The 17,615-nt window shown below is 53.0% G+C and carries 14 protein-coding genes; 6 read left to right on the forward strand and 8 right to left on the reverse strand.

Annotated elements, in window-relative coordinates; translation table 11 throughout:
• Nucleotides 1-4: 4 nt before the first annotated feature.
• Nucleotides 5-1,006 carry a low-specificity L-threonine aldolase gene (gene ltaE, locus OGV69_RS01655; protein WP_069323472.1) on the reverse strand — a complete coding sequence of 334 codons (1,002 nt, stop codon included), beginning with the start codon at nucleotides 1,004-1,006 and terminating at the stop codon, nucleotides 5-7.
• Between the two features lie 36 nt (nucleotides 1,007-1,042).
• Nucleotides 1,043-2,761 (reverse strand): ubiquinone-dependent pyruvate dehydrogenase, encoded by a 1,719-nt coding sequence (gene poxB, locus OGV69_RS01660; protein ID WP_042307401.1) that lies wholly within the window; start codon nucleotides 2,759-2,761, stop codon nucleotides 1,043-1,045.
• A gap of 153 nt (nucleotides 2,762-2,914) precedes the next feature.
• Between poxB and OGV69_RS01665 the strand changes: the two genes are divergently transcribed.
• Nucleotides 2,915-3,349, forward strand: a complete 435-nt coding sequence (locus OGV69_RS01665) for a DoxX family protein (RefSeq protein WP_069323473.1) — start codon at nucleotides 2,915-2,917, stop codon at nucleotides 3,347-3,349.
• 67 nt (nucleotides 3,350-3,416) lie between these two features.
• Here the strand turns inward: OGV69_RS01665 and hcr are convergent, their stop codons facing one another.
• The 4 genes from hcr to aqpZ form a co-directional block, all read right to left on the reverse strand.
• The gene (gene hcr / locus OGV69_RS01670; protein WP_069323474.1) at nucleotides 3,417-4,385 is read right to left on the reverse strand and encodes an NADH oxidoreductase; all 969 of its coding nucleotides are present in this window, start codon (nucleotides 4,383-4,385) and stop codon (nucleotides 3,417-3,419) included.
• Nucleotides 4,386-4,395: 10 nt separating this feature from the next.
• Nucleotides 4,396-6,048, reverse strand: a complete 1,653-nt coding sequence (gene hcp / locus OGV69_RS01675; protein WP_227409063.1) for a hydroxylamine reductase — start codon at nucleotides 6,046-6,048, stop codon at nucleotides 4,396-4,398.
• A 155-nt stretch (nucleotides 6,049-6,203) separates the two neighbouring features.
• Nucleotides 6,204-7,103, reverse strand: coding sequence for a LysO family transporter (locus tag OGV69_RS01680; RefSeq protein ID WP_038641854.1), 900 nt, complete (start codon nucleotides 7,101-7,103; stop codon nucleotides 6,204-6,206).
• 142 nt (nucleotides 7,104-7,245) lie between these two features.
• Nucleotides 7,246-7,941, reverse strand: coding sequence for an aquaporin Z (aqpZ, locus tag OGV69_RS01685; protein WP_038641851.1), 696 nt, complete (start codon nucleotides 7,939-7,941; stop codon nucleotides 7,246-7,248).
• A gap of 371 nt (nucleotides 7,942-8,312) precedes the next feature.
• On the opposite strand from aqpZ, the gene OGV69_RS01690 reads away from it, so the two are divergent.
• Nucleotides 8,313-9,971, forward strand: coding sequence for an ATP-dependent endonuclease (locus OGV69_RS01690; protein WP_038641848.1), 1,659 nt, complete (start codon nucleotides 8,313-8,315; stop codon nucleotides 9,969-9,971).
• On the opposite strand, the gene OGV69_RS01695 is transcribed toward OGV69_RS01690, so the two are convergent.
• The gene (locus OGV69_RS01695) at nucleotides 9,968-10,915 is read right to left on the reverse strand and encodes a VirK/YbjX family protein (RefSeq protein ID WP_069323476.1); all 948 of its coding nucleotides are present in this window, start codon (nucleotides 10,913-10,915) and stop codon (nucleotides 9,968-9,970) included. The genes OGV69_RS01690 and OGV69_RS01695 overlap by 4 nt on opposite strands.
• 160 nt (nucleotides 10,916-11,075) lie before the next feature.
• Between OGV69_RS01695 and macA the strand changes: the two genes are divergently transcribed.
• Together macA and macB are read left to right on the forward strand one after the other, a co-directional pair.
• The gene (gene macA, locus OGV69_RS01700; protein WP_286469023.1) at nucleotides 11,076-12,191 is read left to right on the forward strand and encodes a macrolide transporter subunit MacA; all 1,116 of its coding nucleotides are present in this window, start codon (nucleotides 11,076-11,078) and stop codon (nucleotides 12,189-12,191) included.
• Nucleotides 12,188-14,134 carry a macrolide ABC transporter ATP-binding protein/permease MacB gene (gene macB / locus OGV69_RS01705; protein WP_069323477.1) on the forward strand — a complete coding sequence of 649 codons (1,947 nt, stop codon included), beginning with the start codon at nucleotides 12,188-12,190 and terminating at the stop codon, nucleotides 14,132-14,134. The genes macA and macB overlap by 4 nt, the downstream gene beginning before the upstream one ends.
• A 74-nt stretch (nucleotides 14,135-14,208) precedes the next feature.
• On the opposite strand, the gene cspD is transcribed toward macB, so the two are convergent.
• On the reverse strand, nucleotides 14,209-14,433 hold the full coding sequence (cspD, locus tag OGV69_RS01710; protein ID WP_003036813.1) for a cold shock-like protein CspD: 225 nt from the start codon (nucleotides 14,431-14,433) through the stop codon (nucleotides 14,209-14,211).
• Between the two features lie 323 nt (nucleotides 14,434-14,756).
• Here cspD and clpS point away from each other — a divergent pair, with 323 nt between their 5' ends.
• Together clpS and clpA are read left to right on the forward strand one after the other, a co-directional pair.
• The gene (gene clpS, locus OGV69_RS01715; protein ID WP_006683877.1) at nucleotides 14,757-15,077 is read left to right on the forward strand and encodes an ATP-dependent Clp protease adapter ClpS; all 321 of its coding nucleotides are present in this window, start codon (nucleotides 14,757-14,759) and stop codon (nucleotides 15,075-15,077) included.
• Between the two features lie 30 nt (nucleotides 15,078-15,107).
• Nucleotides 15,108-17,384, forward strand: a complete 2,277-nt coding sequence (gene clpA / locus OGV69_RS01720) for an ATP-dependent Clp protease ATP-binding subunit ClpA (RefSeq protein WP_069323478.1) — start codon at nucleotides 15,108-15,110, stop codon at nucleotides 17,382-17,384.
• The last annotated feature ends 231 nt before the right edge of the window (nucleotides 17,385-17,615 follow it).

The raw sequence follows: 17,615 nt of genomic DNA on the forward strand, positions 1-17,615 counted from the left end.
CTCCTTAGCGAGTTAAAAAAGCGCGCCAGTGGGCGGCGACTTCAGCAAGTTGTTCACGCGATACGTCCAGATGCATCACCAGGCGTGCAATCGGGGAGGCGTTAATCAGTACCCCTTGCGCCTTCATGTACTCGCCCAGCGCAGCAGCGTGTTCTTCGCCAACGCGGACAAACAGCATGTTGGTATCGTGACGCATGACGTCTGCGCCTGCTTCGCGCAGTTGTTCCGCCATCCAGGCCGCATTGTCATGGTCTTCCTGTAAACGCGCCACGTTATTTTTCAACGCATACAGTCCGGCCGCCGCCAGAATCCCGGCCTGACGCATTCCGCCTCCGGTCATTTTACGCCAGCGGATGGCGCGTTTAATGTAGTCGTGACTACCGACCAGCAGTGAGCCTACCGGCGTTCCCAGACCTTTAGAGAGACAAATGGTGAACGAGTCGCAGTATTGTGTGATCTCTTTCAGCTCACAGCCGTAAGCGACGACGGCGTTAAAAATACGCGCGCCATCAACGTGCAGGGCCAGATTGCGCTCACGAGTGAATTCCCAGGCATCTTTCAGATACTCGCGTGGCAGCACTTTGCCGTTGTGGGTGTTTTCCAGACTAAGCAGGCGTGTGCGGGCAAAATGGATATCGTCCGCTTTGATTTTTGCCGCCACTTTGTCCAGCGGTAAGGTGCCATCCGGCGCGGCGTCGATAGGCTGCGGTTGAATGCTGCCGAGCACCGCTGCGCCTCCCGCTTCGTAGAGATAGTTATGTGCGCCCTGGCCTGCAATATACTCTTCACCACGCTGGCAGTGGCTGAGCAGTGCAACCAGGTTCGCCTGAGTGCCGGTAGGTAAGAAAATAGCGGCTTCTTTGCCGGAAAGCTCTGCAGCGTATTGCTGGAGAGCGTTAACGGTAGGGTCATCTCCGTATACGTCGTCCCCGACCGGGGCGGCCATCATCTCTTCCAGCATGGCGCGACTCGGCCGGGTTACGGTATCACTGCGTAAGTCAATCACGGGCATTCCTTTTTTAGTGAGGTAATGCCCTCTGTTTTACCTGAGCCAGTTCGTTTTCGCCAGTTCCATCACTTCATCACCGCGTCCACTGATGATTGCGCGCAACATATACAGGCTAAAACCTTTTGCTTGTTCGAGTTTGATCTGCGGCGGGATGGCTAACTCTTCTTTCGCCACCACCACGTCGACCAGCACCGGACCGTCAATCGACATCGCCCTTTGCAGCGCTTCATCGACCTCTGAGGATTTCTCCACACGAATGCCCGTAATGCCGCAGGCTTCGGCAATCCGCGCGAAGTTGGTGTCGTGCAGCTCCGTGCCGTCGGTCAGATAACCGCCAGCCTTCATCTCCATCGCCACAAATCCCAGCACGCTGTTGTTGAAGACGATAATCTTCACCGGCAGCTTCATCTGGACAACCGACAGAAAATCGCCCATCAGCATGCTAAAACCGCCGTCACCGCACATGGCAATGACCTGGCGTCCCGGTTCGGTCGCTTGGGCGCCGAGCGCCTGTGGCATAGCGTTCGCCATCGACCCGTGGTTAAACGACCCCAGCAGGCGGCGTTTGCCGTTCATTTTCAGATAGCGTGCAGCCCAAACCGTCGGGGTACCAACATCGCAGGTAAAGATCGCGTCGTCAGCGGCAAAATGGCTGATCTGCTGCGCCAGATACTGCGGATGAATGGCTTTATCGCTCGGTTTGGCTAGATCATCCAGACCCTTGCGCGCCTCACGATAGTGCTCCAGCGCTTTGTCCAAAAACTTCCGCTCGGTTTTTTCCTCCACCAGCGGCAGCAGGGCGCGGAGAGTGGATTTAATATCGCCCACCAGTGCCATATCAACTTTACTGTGCGCGCCGATGCTCGCCGGATTGATATCAATCTGAATAATTTTGGCGTCGGTGGGGTAGAACGGGCGATAGGGGAACTGGGTGCCGAGCAGGATCAGCGTGTCGGCATTCATCATGGTGTGGAATCCGGATGAAAAGCCAATCAGCCCGGTCATACCGACGTCATACGGGTTATCGTATTCGACGTGTTCTTTACCCCGCAGGGCGTGAACAATCGGCGCTTTGATTTTTGCCGCAAACTCAACCAGTTCTTGATGCGCACCGGCACAGCCGCTGCCGCACATCAGGGCGATATTGCTGGAATAACGCAGCAGTTGCGCCAGTTTTCTGAGTTCTTCTTCTTCCGGGGTGACGACCGGGAGTGGCGCATGATACCAGTGCGTGCTGGCGCTTTCTGGCGCGGGCTTCAGCGCGACGTCGCCGGGTAATACCACGACTGAGACGCCACGATTTAATACGGCTTTACGCATGGCAATGGCGAGTACCTGCGGGATCTGTTCAGGGCTGGAAACCAGCTCGCAATAGTGGCTACATTCGCGGAACAACTCTTGCGGGTGGGTCTCCTGAAAATAACCGCTGCCGATCTCACTGGAAGGGATATGTGCGGCAATCGCCAGGACCGGAACATGGTTGCGGTGGCAATCAAACAGCCCATTGATCAGGTGCAGGTTCCCTGGTCCACATGAACCGGCACAGACGGCCAGTTCGCCGGTTAGCTGCGCCTCTGCGCCAGCGGCGAAGGCGGCAACTTCTTCATGACGGGTCGGCATCCAGTCAATCGTTCCCATACGATTAAGACTGTCACTAAGACCATTTAATGAGTCGCCCGTCACGCCCCAAATGCGTTTAACGCCAGCTTGTTCGAGGGTTTTAGCAATAAAAGCGGCAACCGTTTGTTTCATGGTTTTCCATCTCCTTTAATGTGATACCGGTTACAAGTTTAGATGAAGATGATAGTTATGCTTCTCATTTCCCCCTTATTTTCGGCAGCTTACCTTTTGAGCAGATAACGCGTAGTTTGATATCTGGCATGGTGAAACAAGGAATGAATTCAAATGGTTACTAAACTATTAAATGCAGTGAACCGAACGCTGACTCATGAAGACTTTGGCAAGTTTCTGTTACGCATCGCCGTTGGTGGACTGATGCTGTTTCATGGCTTACATAAATTGTTCTCCGGTATTGATGGCATCAGCGGCATGCTGATAGCGAAAGGTTTTCCGGGCTTTATTGCTTACGGCGTTCTGTTGGGGGAGGTCGTTGCGCCTTGCCTGATTATCCTGGGGATCCTGACCCGTCCGGCGGCGTTGGGGCTGGCGTTTACGATGGTGGTGGCGTGGCTGATGGTCGGGATGGGCGAAACCTGGTCACTGGACAAAACCGGCGCATGGGCGATTGAGAGTCTGGTGTACTTCTTGCTCGGCGCGCTGGCTGTCGCGTTTTTAGGGGCGGGGCGTTTCTCGGTGGCAGGAAATTCGGCCTGGCGGTAAAAAAAGGCCGGATATGGCGTAAACGCATTATCCGGCCTGGAGCAGCTACGAAGGGGTATTTTACAGATTAAGCGAGTACTAAATCGCTCTGCGGATGACAGGAGCAGGCCAGTACATAGCCTTCGGCTATTTCTGCATCCGTCAGCGTCATGGTGCTGCTGACCGTGTAGTTACCGTCAACCACTTTGGTTTTGCAGCAGCCGCAAACGCCCGCACGACATGCGGCAACGACCGGCACTTTATTGCTTTCCAGCGCGTCCAGCAGCGTACTGCCCACCGGCGCGTAAAACTCTTTCGCCGGTTGCAGCTTGGTGAACTTCAGACCGCTGGTGGCGGCCTCGGCAACTGGCGTGAAGAACTGCTCTTTAAAGAAGCGCGTCACGCCCAGTGCTTTGACTTCTTTCTCGACCAGATCCATATACGGCGCCGGGCCGCAGGTCATCACGGTACGAGAGACCAGATCCGGCACGCTTTTCAGCAGATCGGTCGTCAGTCGGCCAGAAACAAAACCGTGGGTGGCATTGTTTTCAGCGACTAGCGTCACCGGATAGTCACGCCATTCGTCGGCAAAAATAACATCTTGCGGTGAACGAACGTTAAAGATCACCTGCACATCGGCCTGTGGGCGGTACTTTGCCAACCAGCGACGCATTGACATGATTGGCGTCACGCCGCAACCGGCAGCCAGCATCAGGAACTTATCTTCCGCCTTATCTTCACAGGTAAATTCACCCATGGCATCGGACAGCCAGATATAGTCGCCGCGCTTCACGTCACGGGTCAGCCACTGTGAGCCTGCGCCATCGTCAATCCGGCGAACGGTCAGCGTAATGTACTCGCTTACTCCCGGGGTAGATGAAATGGTGTAAGCACGCAGCGTCTGGGCTGAGTTACGTACGCTGACCAGTGCATACTGCCCGGCGCGGTACGGATAATAGTCGTGGCACAGCAACGAAATCGTCCATACATCCGGCGTTTCCTGATGGATGTGATGCACCTGCATCCGCCATGGGCACTGATGAGTTGGCATTGTCATTCTTTACTCCTTACGCGCTCAGCAACTGCTTCATGTCTTCTTCAACGGTGGTCACGGAACGCAGGCCGAATTTCTCGTTGAGCACAGCCAGCAGATCCGGCGTGAAGAAACCAGGCGCTGTTGGGCCAGTGACGATGTTTTTCACACCCAGCGACAGCAGGGTCAGCAGAATCACAATCGCTTTCTGTTCGAACCAGGAGAGCACCAGAGACAGCGGCAGGTCGTTGACGCCGCAGCCCAGCTTCTCTGCCAGAGTGACCGCCAGGATGATGGCAGAGTAAGCATCGTTACACTGACCGGCATCGACCAGACGCGGCAGGCCTTCGATATCGCCGAACTCCAGTTTGTTGAAACGGTATTTACCGCACGCCAGGGTCAGGATCAGGCAATCATCTGGTACGCTGGTGGCGAAGTCGGTGAAGTAGTTACGTTCGCCGCGCGCACCGTCGCAGCCGCCGACCAGGAAGATATGACGCAGTTTTTCACGGCTGACCAGGTCGATCAGCGTATCCGCAGCGCCCAGCAGCGTCTGACGACCGAAACCTACGGTGATCAGGTGCGGGATTTCGCTGTACGGGAAGCCAGCCATCTGTTGTGCCTGAGCGATGACCGGACCGAAGTTGTCGCCTTCGAGATGGCTCACACCCGGCCAGCCGACGATACTACGGGTCCAGATACGGTCGTCGTAGGCGCCTACGGTTGGGTCGATGATGCAGTTAGAGGTCATCACGATTGGGCCTGGGAAGCGAGCGAACTCAACCTGCTGGTTCTGCCAGCCGCTGCCATAGTTACCAATCAGATGTTTGAACTTGCGCAGTTCCGGGTAGCCGTGTGCCGGCAGCATTTCGCCGTGGGTATAGACGTTAACGCCGGTACCTTCGGTCTGCTCCAGCAGGTTGTAAAGATCTTTCAGGTCGTGACCGGAGATCAGGATGCATTTACCAACGGTTGCTTTAACATTGACCTGGGTCGGCGTCGGGTGACCGTATTTAGTGGTTTCACCGGCGTCCAGGATGCTCATCACTTTGAAGTTCATCTGGCCGATTTCCATAGAACACTCCAGCAGAGCGTTCATATCGGCAGGCCAGGTCCCCAGCCACGCCATAATTTTGTGGTACTGGGCGTAGATGTCGTTGTCGTACTGGCCGAGAACGTGCGCGTGTTCCATATAGGCCGCGGCACCTTTCAGACCGTACAGGCACAGCAGGCGCAGGCCGAGAATGTTCTCGCCGATGGCCGCTTTGTCTTTGTTCGGGGTAAATTCAGCCGCCTGACGTTGCAGGTCGCCCAGATCGTCGCTGACCAGTTGCAGGTCGGCCATCGGGTTGTCGACCGCTGCGTTCGCATCGATGTTCAGACATTGCGCTTTCAGCGCGTCGCGCATGGCAATCGCTTCACGGGCATAGCCAACAATACGCGGGGAGTCGAAGTTAACGTTGGTCAGCGTGGAGAAGAACGCGCGCGGTGCGAAGTTATCAACGTCATGGTCGATGATGCCGTATTCACGCGCTTTAACAGCCCATGCAGACAGACCTTGTAGGGAAGCAATCAGCAGATCCTGCAAATCGGAGGTTTCAGCCGTTTTACCGCACATACCCTGCACGTAAGAGCAGCCGTTCCCTGCCGGAGTACGGATGGTTTGTTCACATTGCACACAAAACATGGTCACACCTTTTAAAGTTATATTTAATATACATGTTTAAGGTTATGCCTGTGCGCGCAGGGATAAAAGGGATTTCTGCTACAACTTGCAAGGAGATTGATTTAGCGCAATTTTGGCGGTAGCCGACTACCGCCAGAGAGGTATTTGTTTGAGGGTCAGGCGGAGAAAAACGCCATTAACAGAGGGACTAACAGACTCAGGATAAAACCGTGCACGATGGCTGCCGGAACCATTTCCAGTCCACCGCTGCGTTGTAAAACCGGCAGGGTGAAATCCATCGATGTGGCCCCGCATAGCCCCAACGCGGTAGAGCGACTGCGGCCCACCATGCCGGGAATCAACATAATGGCAATCAGTTCTCGCGCCAGGTCATTAAAGAAGGCGGCACTGCCAATCACCGGCCCGAACGATTCGGTTAACAGAATACCGGACAGCGAATACCAACCAAAACCTGACGCCATCGCCATCGCGGTTTTGACCGGCAGGCCGAGGATAAACGCATTGATAACCCCCGCCAGCATCGAACTGGCGACGACGACGACGGCAACAATCATGCCCCGGCGATTCAGCACGATTTGCTTGAGGGTCATGCCGCTGTTGCGAAGCTGAATCCCCACCAGGAACAGTAAAAAGATTAACGTATATTCGCTGGCTTCGGTGGCGTGCTGCAAAAAGGAAAGACCGGTGAGACCCAGCAGGAAGCCCACCACGACAACCCCGCAAAGCTGGAGCGACTCAAACGCCATCGCGATCCGCGACGGTAGTTTCTCTTGCTGATGATTATGCCGCCAGGGCAGTGAACGCTCCAGCCAGAACAGCGCGGCGATATTACACAGCAAAATAACCGTCACGCTGACAGCAGAATAATGAAGTATGGCTAACAGGTTGCTGGCGAGATTATCCAGAAACGCCAGGCTGATGCCCATAAAAAAGAGAATAAGGTAGACGATCCAGCTCAACAGGCGATTGATGAGTTTTAGTGCGCCCATGTGCCGAAGTGGAATAAGGTAGCCCACAATAAGGGGAACCAGAATGATTAACAGCCCTGAAAACATGAAAACCCGATCCTTGCTGAGATGTAAGACGAAATGCGCAAGCACACACTACTCAATGCAAAGAGGGGAGTAAAGTTGCAAATAAAAGGAAATATAGCGAGGAAAAAAAGGCCTGACTTTCGCCAGGCCTTTTTGTTATCGATTAATCGCGTTTTTCCAGCAGAGTGCGGTAAATAAGACCACCGAGAACCCCACCGATAATTGGCATGACCCAGAAGAACCACAATTGTTGCAATGCCCAGCCGCCCTGGAAAATGGCAACTGCGGTACTACGTGCCGGGTTTACGGAGGTATTAGTGACTGGAATGCTGATCAAGTGGATCAGTGTTAACGCCAGACCGATTGCAATAGGGGCAAAACCTGCCGGAGCATGTTTGTCGGTCGCGCCGTGGATCACTAATAAGAAACCAGCGGTCAGAATAATTTCAATTACAACAGCAGAAAGCATGGAATAACCGCCAGGTGAATGATCACCAAAGCCGTTCGAAGCAAAACCGCTGGCGGTTGCATCAAAACCTGCTTTACCGCTGGCAATTAGATACAGAGCCGCAGCTGCAACAATACCGCCCACAACCTGCGCAATAACATATCCAATAACGTCTTTCGCCGGGAAGCGACCGCCAGCCCATAAACCGAAGGTGACTGCCGGGTTAAAATGTCCACCTGAAATATGGCCCACGGCAAAGGCCATAGTTAATACGGTCAGACCAAATGCCAATGCGACACCGGTGAATCCAATTCCCAATTCCGGGAATGCTGCGGCCAGTACTGCGCTACCGCACCCACCAAAGACGAGCCAAAACGTACCGAAGAATTCGGCTGCTAATTTCCTGAACATAACCACCTCAATTAAAAGTTCCGGGTTCGTATTCCTTGCCCGGTAATTCATCGCTTAAAGGGACGATGATGAAAGAGCGGGTATTTTAGAAAAAAACATCATCCCTTCGCCAGTTAAATTGATGAAAAAATTTGATTTAAGGCAATATGTCGTGATTCCTTTTTGAATATTGGATGAATGAAGCATAGTTCAATTAGCTAAAAATGATGATTGAGCTCAGAAATTATAATCACAGGAAAACATAAGAAGAATATTCTTAATTTTTTTGATTTCTGCGATTAACCTCCTGATGATATCGGGTGCCCTGAGCGCACGGTTAACGTTATACTCCTGATAACTTGAAGGAAAAAGTTAGCATTTCCGGAGGCTATATGATTCTCGAACGCGTTGAGATTGTTGGATTTCGTGGTATTAACCGCCTGTCGTTGATGCTTGAGCAGAGTAACGTGCTGATTGGGGAGAACGCGTGGGGTAAGTCCAGTCTGCTGGATGCCTTAACCTTGCTGCTGTCGCCGGAATCTGATTTGTACCACTTTGACCGCGATGATTTTTGGTTCCCGCCGGGGGATATACAGGGCCGGGAACATCATTTGCACATTATCCTGACCTTTCGTGAATCTCAGCCGGGTCGTCATCGGGTTCGTCGCTACCGGCCTCTGGAAGCCTGCTGGACGCCGTGCCACGATAGCTATCACCGTATATTCTATCGTCTGGAGGGCGAGTGCGCGGATGATGGGACCGTCCTGACGCTACGTAGTTTTCTTGATAGTGATGGCCATCCGCTCAATCTCGACGACATTAACGATCTGGCGCGGCATCTCGTGCGTCTGATGCCTGTGTTGCGTCTGCGCGACGCGCGTTTTATGCGGCGCATTCGTAACGGTACGGTGCCGGATTCGGCGGATGTTGAAGTGACCGCTCGCCAGCTGGATTTTCTGGCGCGTGAACTGGCTACCCGACCACAAAACCTGACCGATGGGCAGATTCGTCAGGGGCTGTCGGCTATGGTGCAGCTATTAGAGCACTATTTTTCTGAGCAGGGTTCTGGTCAGTCCCGCTATCGCCTGATGCGCCGCCGCTCCAATAACGAGCAACGTAGCTGGCGCTATCTGGATATCATTAACCGCATGATTGATAAACCTGGCGGACGAACGCATCGGGTTATCCTGTTGGGACTGTTCTCGACGCTGTTGCAGGCCAAAGGCACGTTAAGGCTGGATAAAGATGCCCGGCCTTTATTGCTGATAGAAGACCCGGAAACGCGTTTACATCCCATCATGTTGTCGGTTGCCTGGCACTTGCTGAATCTACTTCCTCTCCAGCGGGTGGCGACCACCAACTCCGGTGAGTTGCTGTCTCTTACGCCGGTGGAACATGTTGTCCGTCTGGTGCGTGAGTCATCCCGCGTCGCCGCCTGGCGACTGGGGCCGGGTGGGATCAGCGCGGAGGACGGTCGGCGTATTGCTTTCCATATTCGTTTCAATCGCGCATCTTCACTGTTTGCCCGTTGCTGGCTGCTGGTGGAAGGTGAAACGGAAACCTGGGTCATTAACGAGCTGGCCCGCCAGTGCGGACACCACTTTGATGCGGAAGGCATTAAAGTCATCGAATTTGCTCAGTCAGGCCTTAAACCACTGGTTAAGTTTGCCCGCCGGATGGGAATTGAATGGCACGTGCTGGTCGATGGCGATGAAGCGGGGAAAAAGTATGCCGCCACGGTGCGCGGTTTATTGAATAACGACAGAGAGGAGGAGCGCGATCATTTAACCATGCTCCCCGCGCTGGATATGGAACACTTTATGTATCGTCAGGGGTTCGCCGATGTCTTTCATCGCGTCGCGCAGATCCCGGAAAACGTGCCAATGAATATGCGCAAAATTATCTCCAAGGCGATTCATCGTTCGTCAAAACCGGATCTGGCGATCGAGGTGGCGATGGAAGCAGGGCGGCGTGGTGTAGACGCCGTTCCCACTTTGTTGCGGAAAATGTTTTCCCGCGTGCTGTGGCTGGCACGCGGCAGAGCGGATTAGTGGCGAAACATCGACGACAGCTGCGCGTGGATGCTGTCCAGTAGCTGATAGCGACGGCGGTATTCTGCGCGTTTTTTACTGGCAATCTCCGCTTCGCTTTTTCGTGCCAGCGCACGCGGAATATGATAGTACCCGCGGCTGTCGCACTTGCCGCCAAGCGACGCCCAAAATGCGTTGTAGTCGGAAAGAATCACTTTGTTTTTATCGTTATAACGCGGACTGCGAAAGATATGCTGCTCGTTACTGACAGCCATTACCTTTTCGATATTCAATTGTTCCGCTAAACGACAAATGGCTTCCATAACAAGGCGTTTGGGGAATATTCCGTGGCAGGATTTGGTCGCTTTTTGTGTTGCTTCGTGCGGAAGTTGTGAATTGCCCTGCATGCCGCCGATAAATAATGTACTTTTCCCATTATATTCGCAGAACGTAAATGTCATTTTAGTCAGCTCGTCACCATCGCCATTTCGTACCAGAATGGTACTTTCACCCTCTTTATCCAGTACCGGAAACATCATCATGGTCACGGTAAATATCTCGTTATCTTTACCTGCAATTTGCGCCAACTGTAAGCCGTCATGACTTAATAAAGCGTTAAATTCACCAGGTAAAAATGCATGGCGGATAACATGATAATGAAAACGCACCGCATCTAATCGCATTCTGGGATCGAAGTTGGCGGCAAGGTAAGGACGATGCAGACGAACGGGCAGTCGGGGTTGACGGGCGAGCAGGTCTTCAAGCTCCGGCCACTGCGCCAGTTCAGTCATCCATTCCTGGGTAAGGCGAGGTATCAGCAATGAACGCCAGATAAACTTACGCCGAAAGCTCCGTTTATCCCAACACTGTGCAGGCCGTAATTCCCCGCGGCTCAGGCTGTAAAAAAGTCCCAGGCTGGTGATGGGTTTGCTGGAAAGAAAAGCGCTTTCAGTTAGTTGACTCATAATATAAATCCGATTGATACCCTGGCATTAATTTCAGCACAGCGGATCTTAACCATTCATCAATAACTCTGTTATTCTTGCGCTTTTCAACGGCTATTTATTTAACGTTGACGTTTAACACTCCACTCTGATGGACGTATTGGGGGAAATTGGGACATTTATGAAGCTCAAGGGAAAAATCAAAAAACGCTATTTTATCTTCGCCATCATCCTTATTGTGGCGATAATTGCACTATGGCGAACGCTTAATGCGCCTTTACCTCAGTATCAAACGTTAATTGTTCGTCCAAGCGATCTCCAGCAAAGCGTACTGGCAACCGGGAAACTGGATGCGCTGCGTAAAGTTGACGTCGGGGCGCAGGTCAGTGGGCAGTTAAAAACGCTGTCAGTCGCGATTGGCGATAAAGTAAAAAAAGATCAACTGCTTGGCGTTATCGATCCTGAACAGGCGCAAAACCAGATCAAAGAGGTTGAAGCGACGCTGATGGAATTACGCGCCCAGCGTTTACAGGCTGAAGCCGAGTGGAAGCTGGCGCGGGTGACGCTTTCCCGTCAGCAACAGTTGGCGAAAACCCAGGCGGTTTCACAACAGGATCTCGATACCGCGGCTACCGAGATGGCGGTCAAACAGGCGCAAATCGGCACCATTGATGCACAGATTAAACGTAATCAAGCCTCTCTTGATACAGCAAAGACCAACCTTGATTACACCCGCATTGTGGCGCCGATGGCGGGCGAGGTTACGCAAATAACCACCCTGCAAGGACAAACCGTTATTGCCGCCCAGCAGGCGCCTAACATTCTGACGCTAGCAGACATGAGTACGATGCTGGTGAAAGCGCAGGTTTCCGAGGCGGATGTTATTCACCTGCATCCCGGACAAAAAGCCTGGTTCACCGTCCTGGGCGATCCGCAGACGCGCTACGAAGGTACGCTGAAAGATGTCCTGCCGACGCCGGAAAAAGTGAATGATGCGATTTTCTACTATGCCCGCTTTGAAGTGCCTAACCCGAAAGGGATCCTGCGTCTGGATATGACCGCACAGGTCCATATTCAGCTCACGGATGTCAAAAATGTCCTGACCATCCCGCTGTCGGCGCTGGGCGATCCTATTGGCAATAATCGCTATAACGTCAGACTGCTGCGTAACGGCGAAACCCGCGAGCGTGAGGTGGTGATCGGCGCGCGCAATGACACTGATGTGGAGATTGTGAAGGGGCTGGAAGAGGGAGATGAAGTCATTACCGGCGAGGGCAATCCTGGAGCGGCGAAATGACGGCATTGCTTGAGCTGAGCAATATCCGCCGTAGTTACCCGTCAGGCGAAGGGCAGGTCGAGGTGTTAAAGGACGTTTCCTTGAGCATTCAGGCCGGTGAAATGGTGGCGATTGTCGGCGCGTCTGGTTCGGGTAAATCAACGCTGATGAACATTCTCGGCTGTCTTGATAAACCTACCAGCGGCACGTATCGGGTGGCCGGGCGCGATGTCTCCACTCTCGATAGCGATGCGTTAGCGCAGCTTCGACGCGAGCATTTCGGTTTTATCTTCCAGCGTTATCATTTGTTGTCGCATTTGAGCGCCGCGCAAAACGTTGAGGTGCCTGCGGTCTATGCCGGGACTGAACGTAAGCAACGTCTGGCTCGTGCGCAGGAATTACTCCAGCGGCTGGGGCTGGGCGACAGGGTTGACTATCAGCCTTCGCAGCTTTCCGGTGGTCAGCAGCAGCGGGTCAGTATTGCGCGTGCGTTGATGAACGGTGGGCAGGTTATTCTTGCCGACGAACCCACCGGCGCGTTGGATAGCCATTCTGGCGAAGAGGTGATGGCGATTTTGCATCAACTTCGCGATCGCGGCCATACGGTGATTATCGTTACGCACGACAGCCAGGTCGCCGCGCAGGCCGAGCGCGTCATTGAAATTCGCGACGGAGAGATTGTACGCAATCCGCCGCCGCACAAATCTTCTGGCGGACGCGAAATCTCCGGGTCGACAGTGAAAACAGTATCCGGCTGGAGTCAGTTTATCAGCGGTTTTCGCGAAGCGCTCACCATGGCCTGGCTGGCAATGGCTGCGAATAAGATGCGTACGCTGCTGACCATGCTGGGGATTATCATCGGTATTGCTTCGGTGGTTTCAATTGTGGTGGTGGGGGATGCGGCAAAACAGCTGGTGCTGGCAGACATTCGCGCTATCGGTACCAATACCATTGATATCTATCCCGGCAAAGATTTCGGCGATGACGATCCGCAGTATCAACAGGCGCTGAAATATGACGATTTAACCGCGCTGCAGAAACAGCCCTGGGTAAGTTCGGTGACGCCTGCGGTGTCGAAGAACCTGCGGTTACGCTACGGTAATATTGACGTGGCAGCCAGTGCGAACGGCGTTAGCGGCGACTATTTCAACGTCTATGGTATGACGTTTAGCGAAGGCACCACCTTTAACGCTGAGCAACTGGCTGGCCGGGCGCAGGTGGTGGTGCTTGACAGTAATACCCGACGTCAGTTGTTCCCCAACAAAGCGAAGGTGGTGGGCGAGGTCATTTTGGTGGGAAATATGCCTGCTACGGTGATTGGTGTTGCAGAGGAGAAACAGTCGATGTTCGGCAGTAGTAAGATCCTGCGGGTCTGGCTGCCTTACAGCACCATGTCCGGGCGAATTATGGGGCAATCGTGGCTGAACTCAATCACCGTGCGAGTGAAGGACGGTTTTGATAGCGCTCAGGCTGAGCAGCAACTTACCCGTCTGTTGTCGTTACGCCATGGGAAGAAAGATTTCTTTACCTGGAATATGGACGGCGTCTTGAAAACCGCCGAAAAGACCACACGTACATTACAACTCTTCCTGACGCTGGTGGCGGTCATTTCGCTGGTGGTAGGTGGAATCGGCGTGATGAATATTATGCTGGTTTCGGTAACCGAACGAACGCGCGAGATTGGCATTCGTATGGCGGTTGGCGCGCGCGCCAGTGATGTGCTGCAACAGTTCCTCATTGAAGCGGTGCTGGTATGTCTGGTTGGCGGCGCGTTGGGCATCACGTTGTCGATGCTGATCGCCTTTACGCTACAGTTATTCCTGCCCGGCTGGGAAATTGGCTTCTCACCCGTTGCGCTGCTCACGGCATTCCTGTGCTCAACCGCTACCGGAATTTTGTTTGGCTGGTTACCGGCGCGTAATGCGGCGCGGCTTGATCCGGTAGATGCGTTAGCGCGGGAATAATGTTACAGAGATAAAAATGCCAGCCGCAAGGGCTGGCATTTTGACTGCGGGATGTACACAATGAAACAGAAGGGTTAAGCGACGGCTTCTGCTTCAATGACAGGCACGATGACACTGGCATGATTGCCTTTTGGCCCCTGGTGGACATCAAACTGGACAGACTGTCCGGCTTTTAGCGTTCTGTAACCATCCATCTGAATGGTGGAGTAATGGGCGAAAATGTCTTCGCCGCCGCCTTCGGGGCAGATGAAACCAAACCCTTTGGCGTTGTTGAACCACTTAACAGTACCCGTTTCCATACTTCGACATCCTTCGTAGATCTTATATAAGTAAGATGGAATGAACCGGTTGCGGAGTGGGGGCTGTTCAAAACCTCGCCAACTCTCGAAACTACAATTTAGAGAAATCAGGCGGGGCGTCAAGCGTCAGACGGATGGAATAGGGTAAAAATGCATCAAAATTTGAAGCAGTTAACGCTATTGTCGGTTCTGTGACAGATGTCGCGGATGGCACTAATAGATGATAGTTATCTAATACTTGAGGTAGATTGATTGTGTGCATAGGCTGCTTGTCAGCGGCAACATTTTCTGCCGGAAACCGTAACTGAAGATGACGACTGACAATGAGTAAGACGAACGACTGGCTGGATTTCGATCTGCTGGCGGAAGACAAATTGCGCGACGCGCTAAAACCGCCATCTATGTATAAAGTGATATTAATCAATGATGATTACACTCCGATGGAGTTTGTTATTGACGTGTTACAAAAATTCTTTTCTTATGATGTAGAACGTGCAACGCAACTGATGCTTGCAGTTCACTATCAAGGTAAAGCTATCTGCGGCGTATTCACTGCCGAAGTGGCTGAAACCAAAGTCGCGATGGTGAACAAATATGCAAGGGAGAACGAGCATCCGTTGCTGTGTACGCTGGAAAAAGCCTGAATGCAGGCATAAATATTGGGGGAGGTGCCTATGCTCAATCAAGAACTGGAACTCAGTTTAAACATGGCTTTCGCCAGAGCGCGCGAGCACCGACATGAGTTTATGACCGTCGAGCACTTGTTACTGGCGTTGCTCAGTAACCCATCGGCCCGCGAAGCGCTGGAAGCGTGTTCTGTGGATCTGGTGGCGCTCCGTCAGGAACTCGAAGCCTTCATTGAACAAACCACACCCGTATTGCCTGCCAGTGAAGAAGAGCGCGACACGCAGCCAACGTTGAGTTTTCAGCGTGTACTGCAACGTGCGGTCTTTCATGTTCAGTCCTCCGGGCGCAATGAAGTTACCGGCGCAAATGTGCTGGTAGCCATTTTTAGCGAGCAGGAATCTCAGGCGGCCTATCTGCTGCGTAAGCATGAAGTGAGTCGCCTGGACGTGGTGAATTTTATTTCTCATGGCACGCGCAAAGACGAACCAAGTCAGTCTTCTGACTCCGGGAATCAGCCAAATAACGAAGAGCAAGCTGGCGGGGAGGACCGTATGGAGAACTTCACGACTAACCTTAACCAGCTTGCCCGTGTGGGTGGAATTGATCCGCTCATTGGCCGGGAAAAAGAGCTGGAGCGCGCCATTCAGGTACTCTGCCGCCGTAGAAAAAACAACCCGCTGTTGGTGGGTGAATCTGGCGTCGGTAAAACCGCGATTGCCGAAGGCCTTGCCTGGCGTATTGTTCAGGGCGACGTGCCGGAAGTTATGGCGGACTGCACCCTTTACTCTCTGGATATCGGGTCGCTGCTGGCGGGCACCAAATACCGCGGCGATTTTGAAAAACGCTTTAAGGCGCTGCTGAAACAGCTGGAACAGGATACCAACAGCATCCTGTTTATTGATGAGATCCACACCATTATCGGTGCGGGCGCGGCATCGGGTGGCCAGGTGGATGCGGCGAACTTAATCAAGCCTCTGCTCTCCAGCGGTAAAATCCGTGTGATAGGCTCCACGACCTATCAGGAATTCAGCAATATTTTTGAGAAGGACCGGGCGTTAGCGCGCCGTTTCCAGAAAATTGATATCACTGAGCCGTCGATAGAAGAGACCGTGCAGATTATCAACGGTCTGAAACCGAAATACGAAGCGCACCATGACGTTCGCTACACCGCGAAAGCAGTGCGTGCCGCGGTCGAACTGGCGGTGAAATACATCAACGATCGTCATCTGCCGGATAAAGCTATTGATGTGATCGATGAAGCGGGGGCGCGGGCGCGTCTGTTACCGGTCAGCAAACGCAAGAAAACCGTTAACGTCGCCGATATTGAGTCCGTGGTGGCCCGCATCGCGCGTATCCCGGAGAAGAGCGTGTCGCAGAGCGATCGTGATACGCTGAAAAATCTGGGTAACCGTCTGAAAATGCTGGTATTCGGACAAGATAAAGCCATTGAGGCGCTGACTGAAGCGATCAAAATGAGCCGTGCCGGTCTCGGCCATGAGCATAAACCTGTCGGTTCATTCCTGTTTGCCGGACCGACTGGCGTTGGTAAGACCGAAGTCACGGTGCAGCTGTCCAAAGCGCTCGGCATTGAGCTGCTGCGTTTTGATATGTCCGAGTATATGGAACGTCACACCGTCAGTCGTCTGATTGGTGCGCCTCCGGGATATGTCGGTTATGACCAGGGCGGTTTGCTGACCGACGCGGTCATTAAACACCCGCATGCGGTCCTGCTGTTGGATGAAATCGAAAAAGCGCACCCGGATGTCTTTAACCTGCTGCTGCAGGTAATGGATAACGGTACGCTGACCGACAATAATGGCCGTAAGGCGGACTTCCGTAACGTGGTGCTGGTCATGACCACCAACGCCGGGGTACGTGAGACCGAGCGTAAATCGATTGGGCTTATTCATCAGGACAACAGCACTGATGCGATGGGCGAAATCAAAAAAGTGTTTACGCCGGAGTTCCGTAACCGTCTCGACAATATTATCTGGTTTGACCATCTCTCTACCGAGGTGATTCATCAGGTTGTTGATAAGTTTATTGTCGAGTTGCAGGTACAGCTGGATCAGAAAGGCGTCTCACTGGAAGTAAGCCAGGAAGCACGTAACTGGCTGGCTGAGAAAGGCTATGACCGCGCGATGGGTGCACGTCCGATGACGCGTGTTGTTCAGGACAACCTGAAAAAACCATTGGCCAACGAACTGCTGTTCGGTTCGCTGGTGGATGGTGGTCAGGTAACCGTTGAGTTGGATAAAGAGAAAAATGAGCTGACCTATGGTTTCCAGAGTGCGCAAAAGCACAAGCCAGAAGCCGCACATTAAGTTCTGGTCTCTAATGAGCCGGGCGTAATGCCCGGTTTTTTTTCGCCTGAATGTTGTGATTTGAATTGGGGGTACCCGGAGTATTTAACCGGCAGGCAAAAAATAAGCCTGCGTAAGGGAGATTACGCAGGCTAAGGAGGTGGTTCCTGGTACAGCTAGCATTTATGGGTTATGTTTTTCAGCGGGTGGGATAATACCCTTAATGAACGAAACGGTATGTGATCGATTTCT

The organism is Citrobacter sp. Cc139, assembly GCF_030334645.1.
GTDB classification, from domain to species: domain Bacteria; phylum Pseudomonadota; class Gammaproteobacteria; order Enterobacterales; family Enterobacteriaceae; genus Citrobacter; species Citrobacter werkmanii.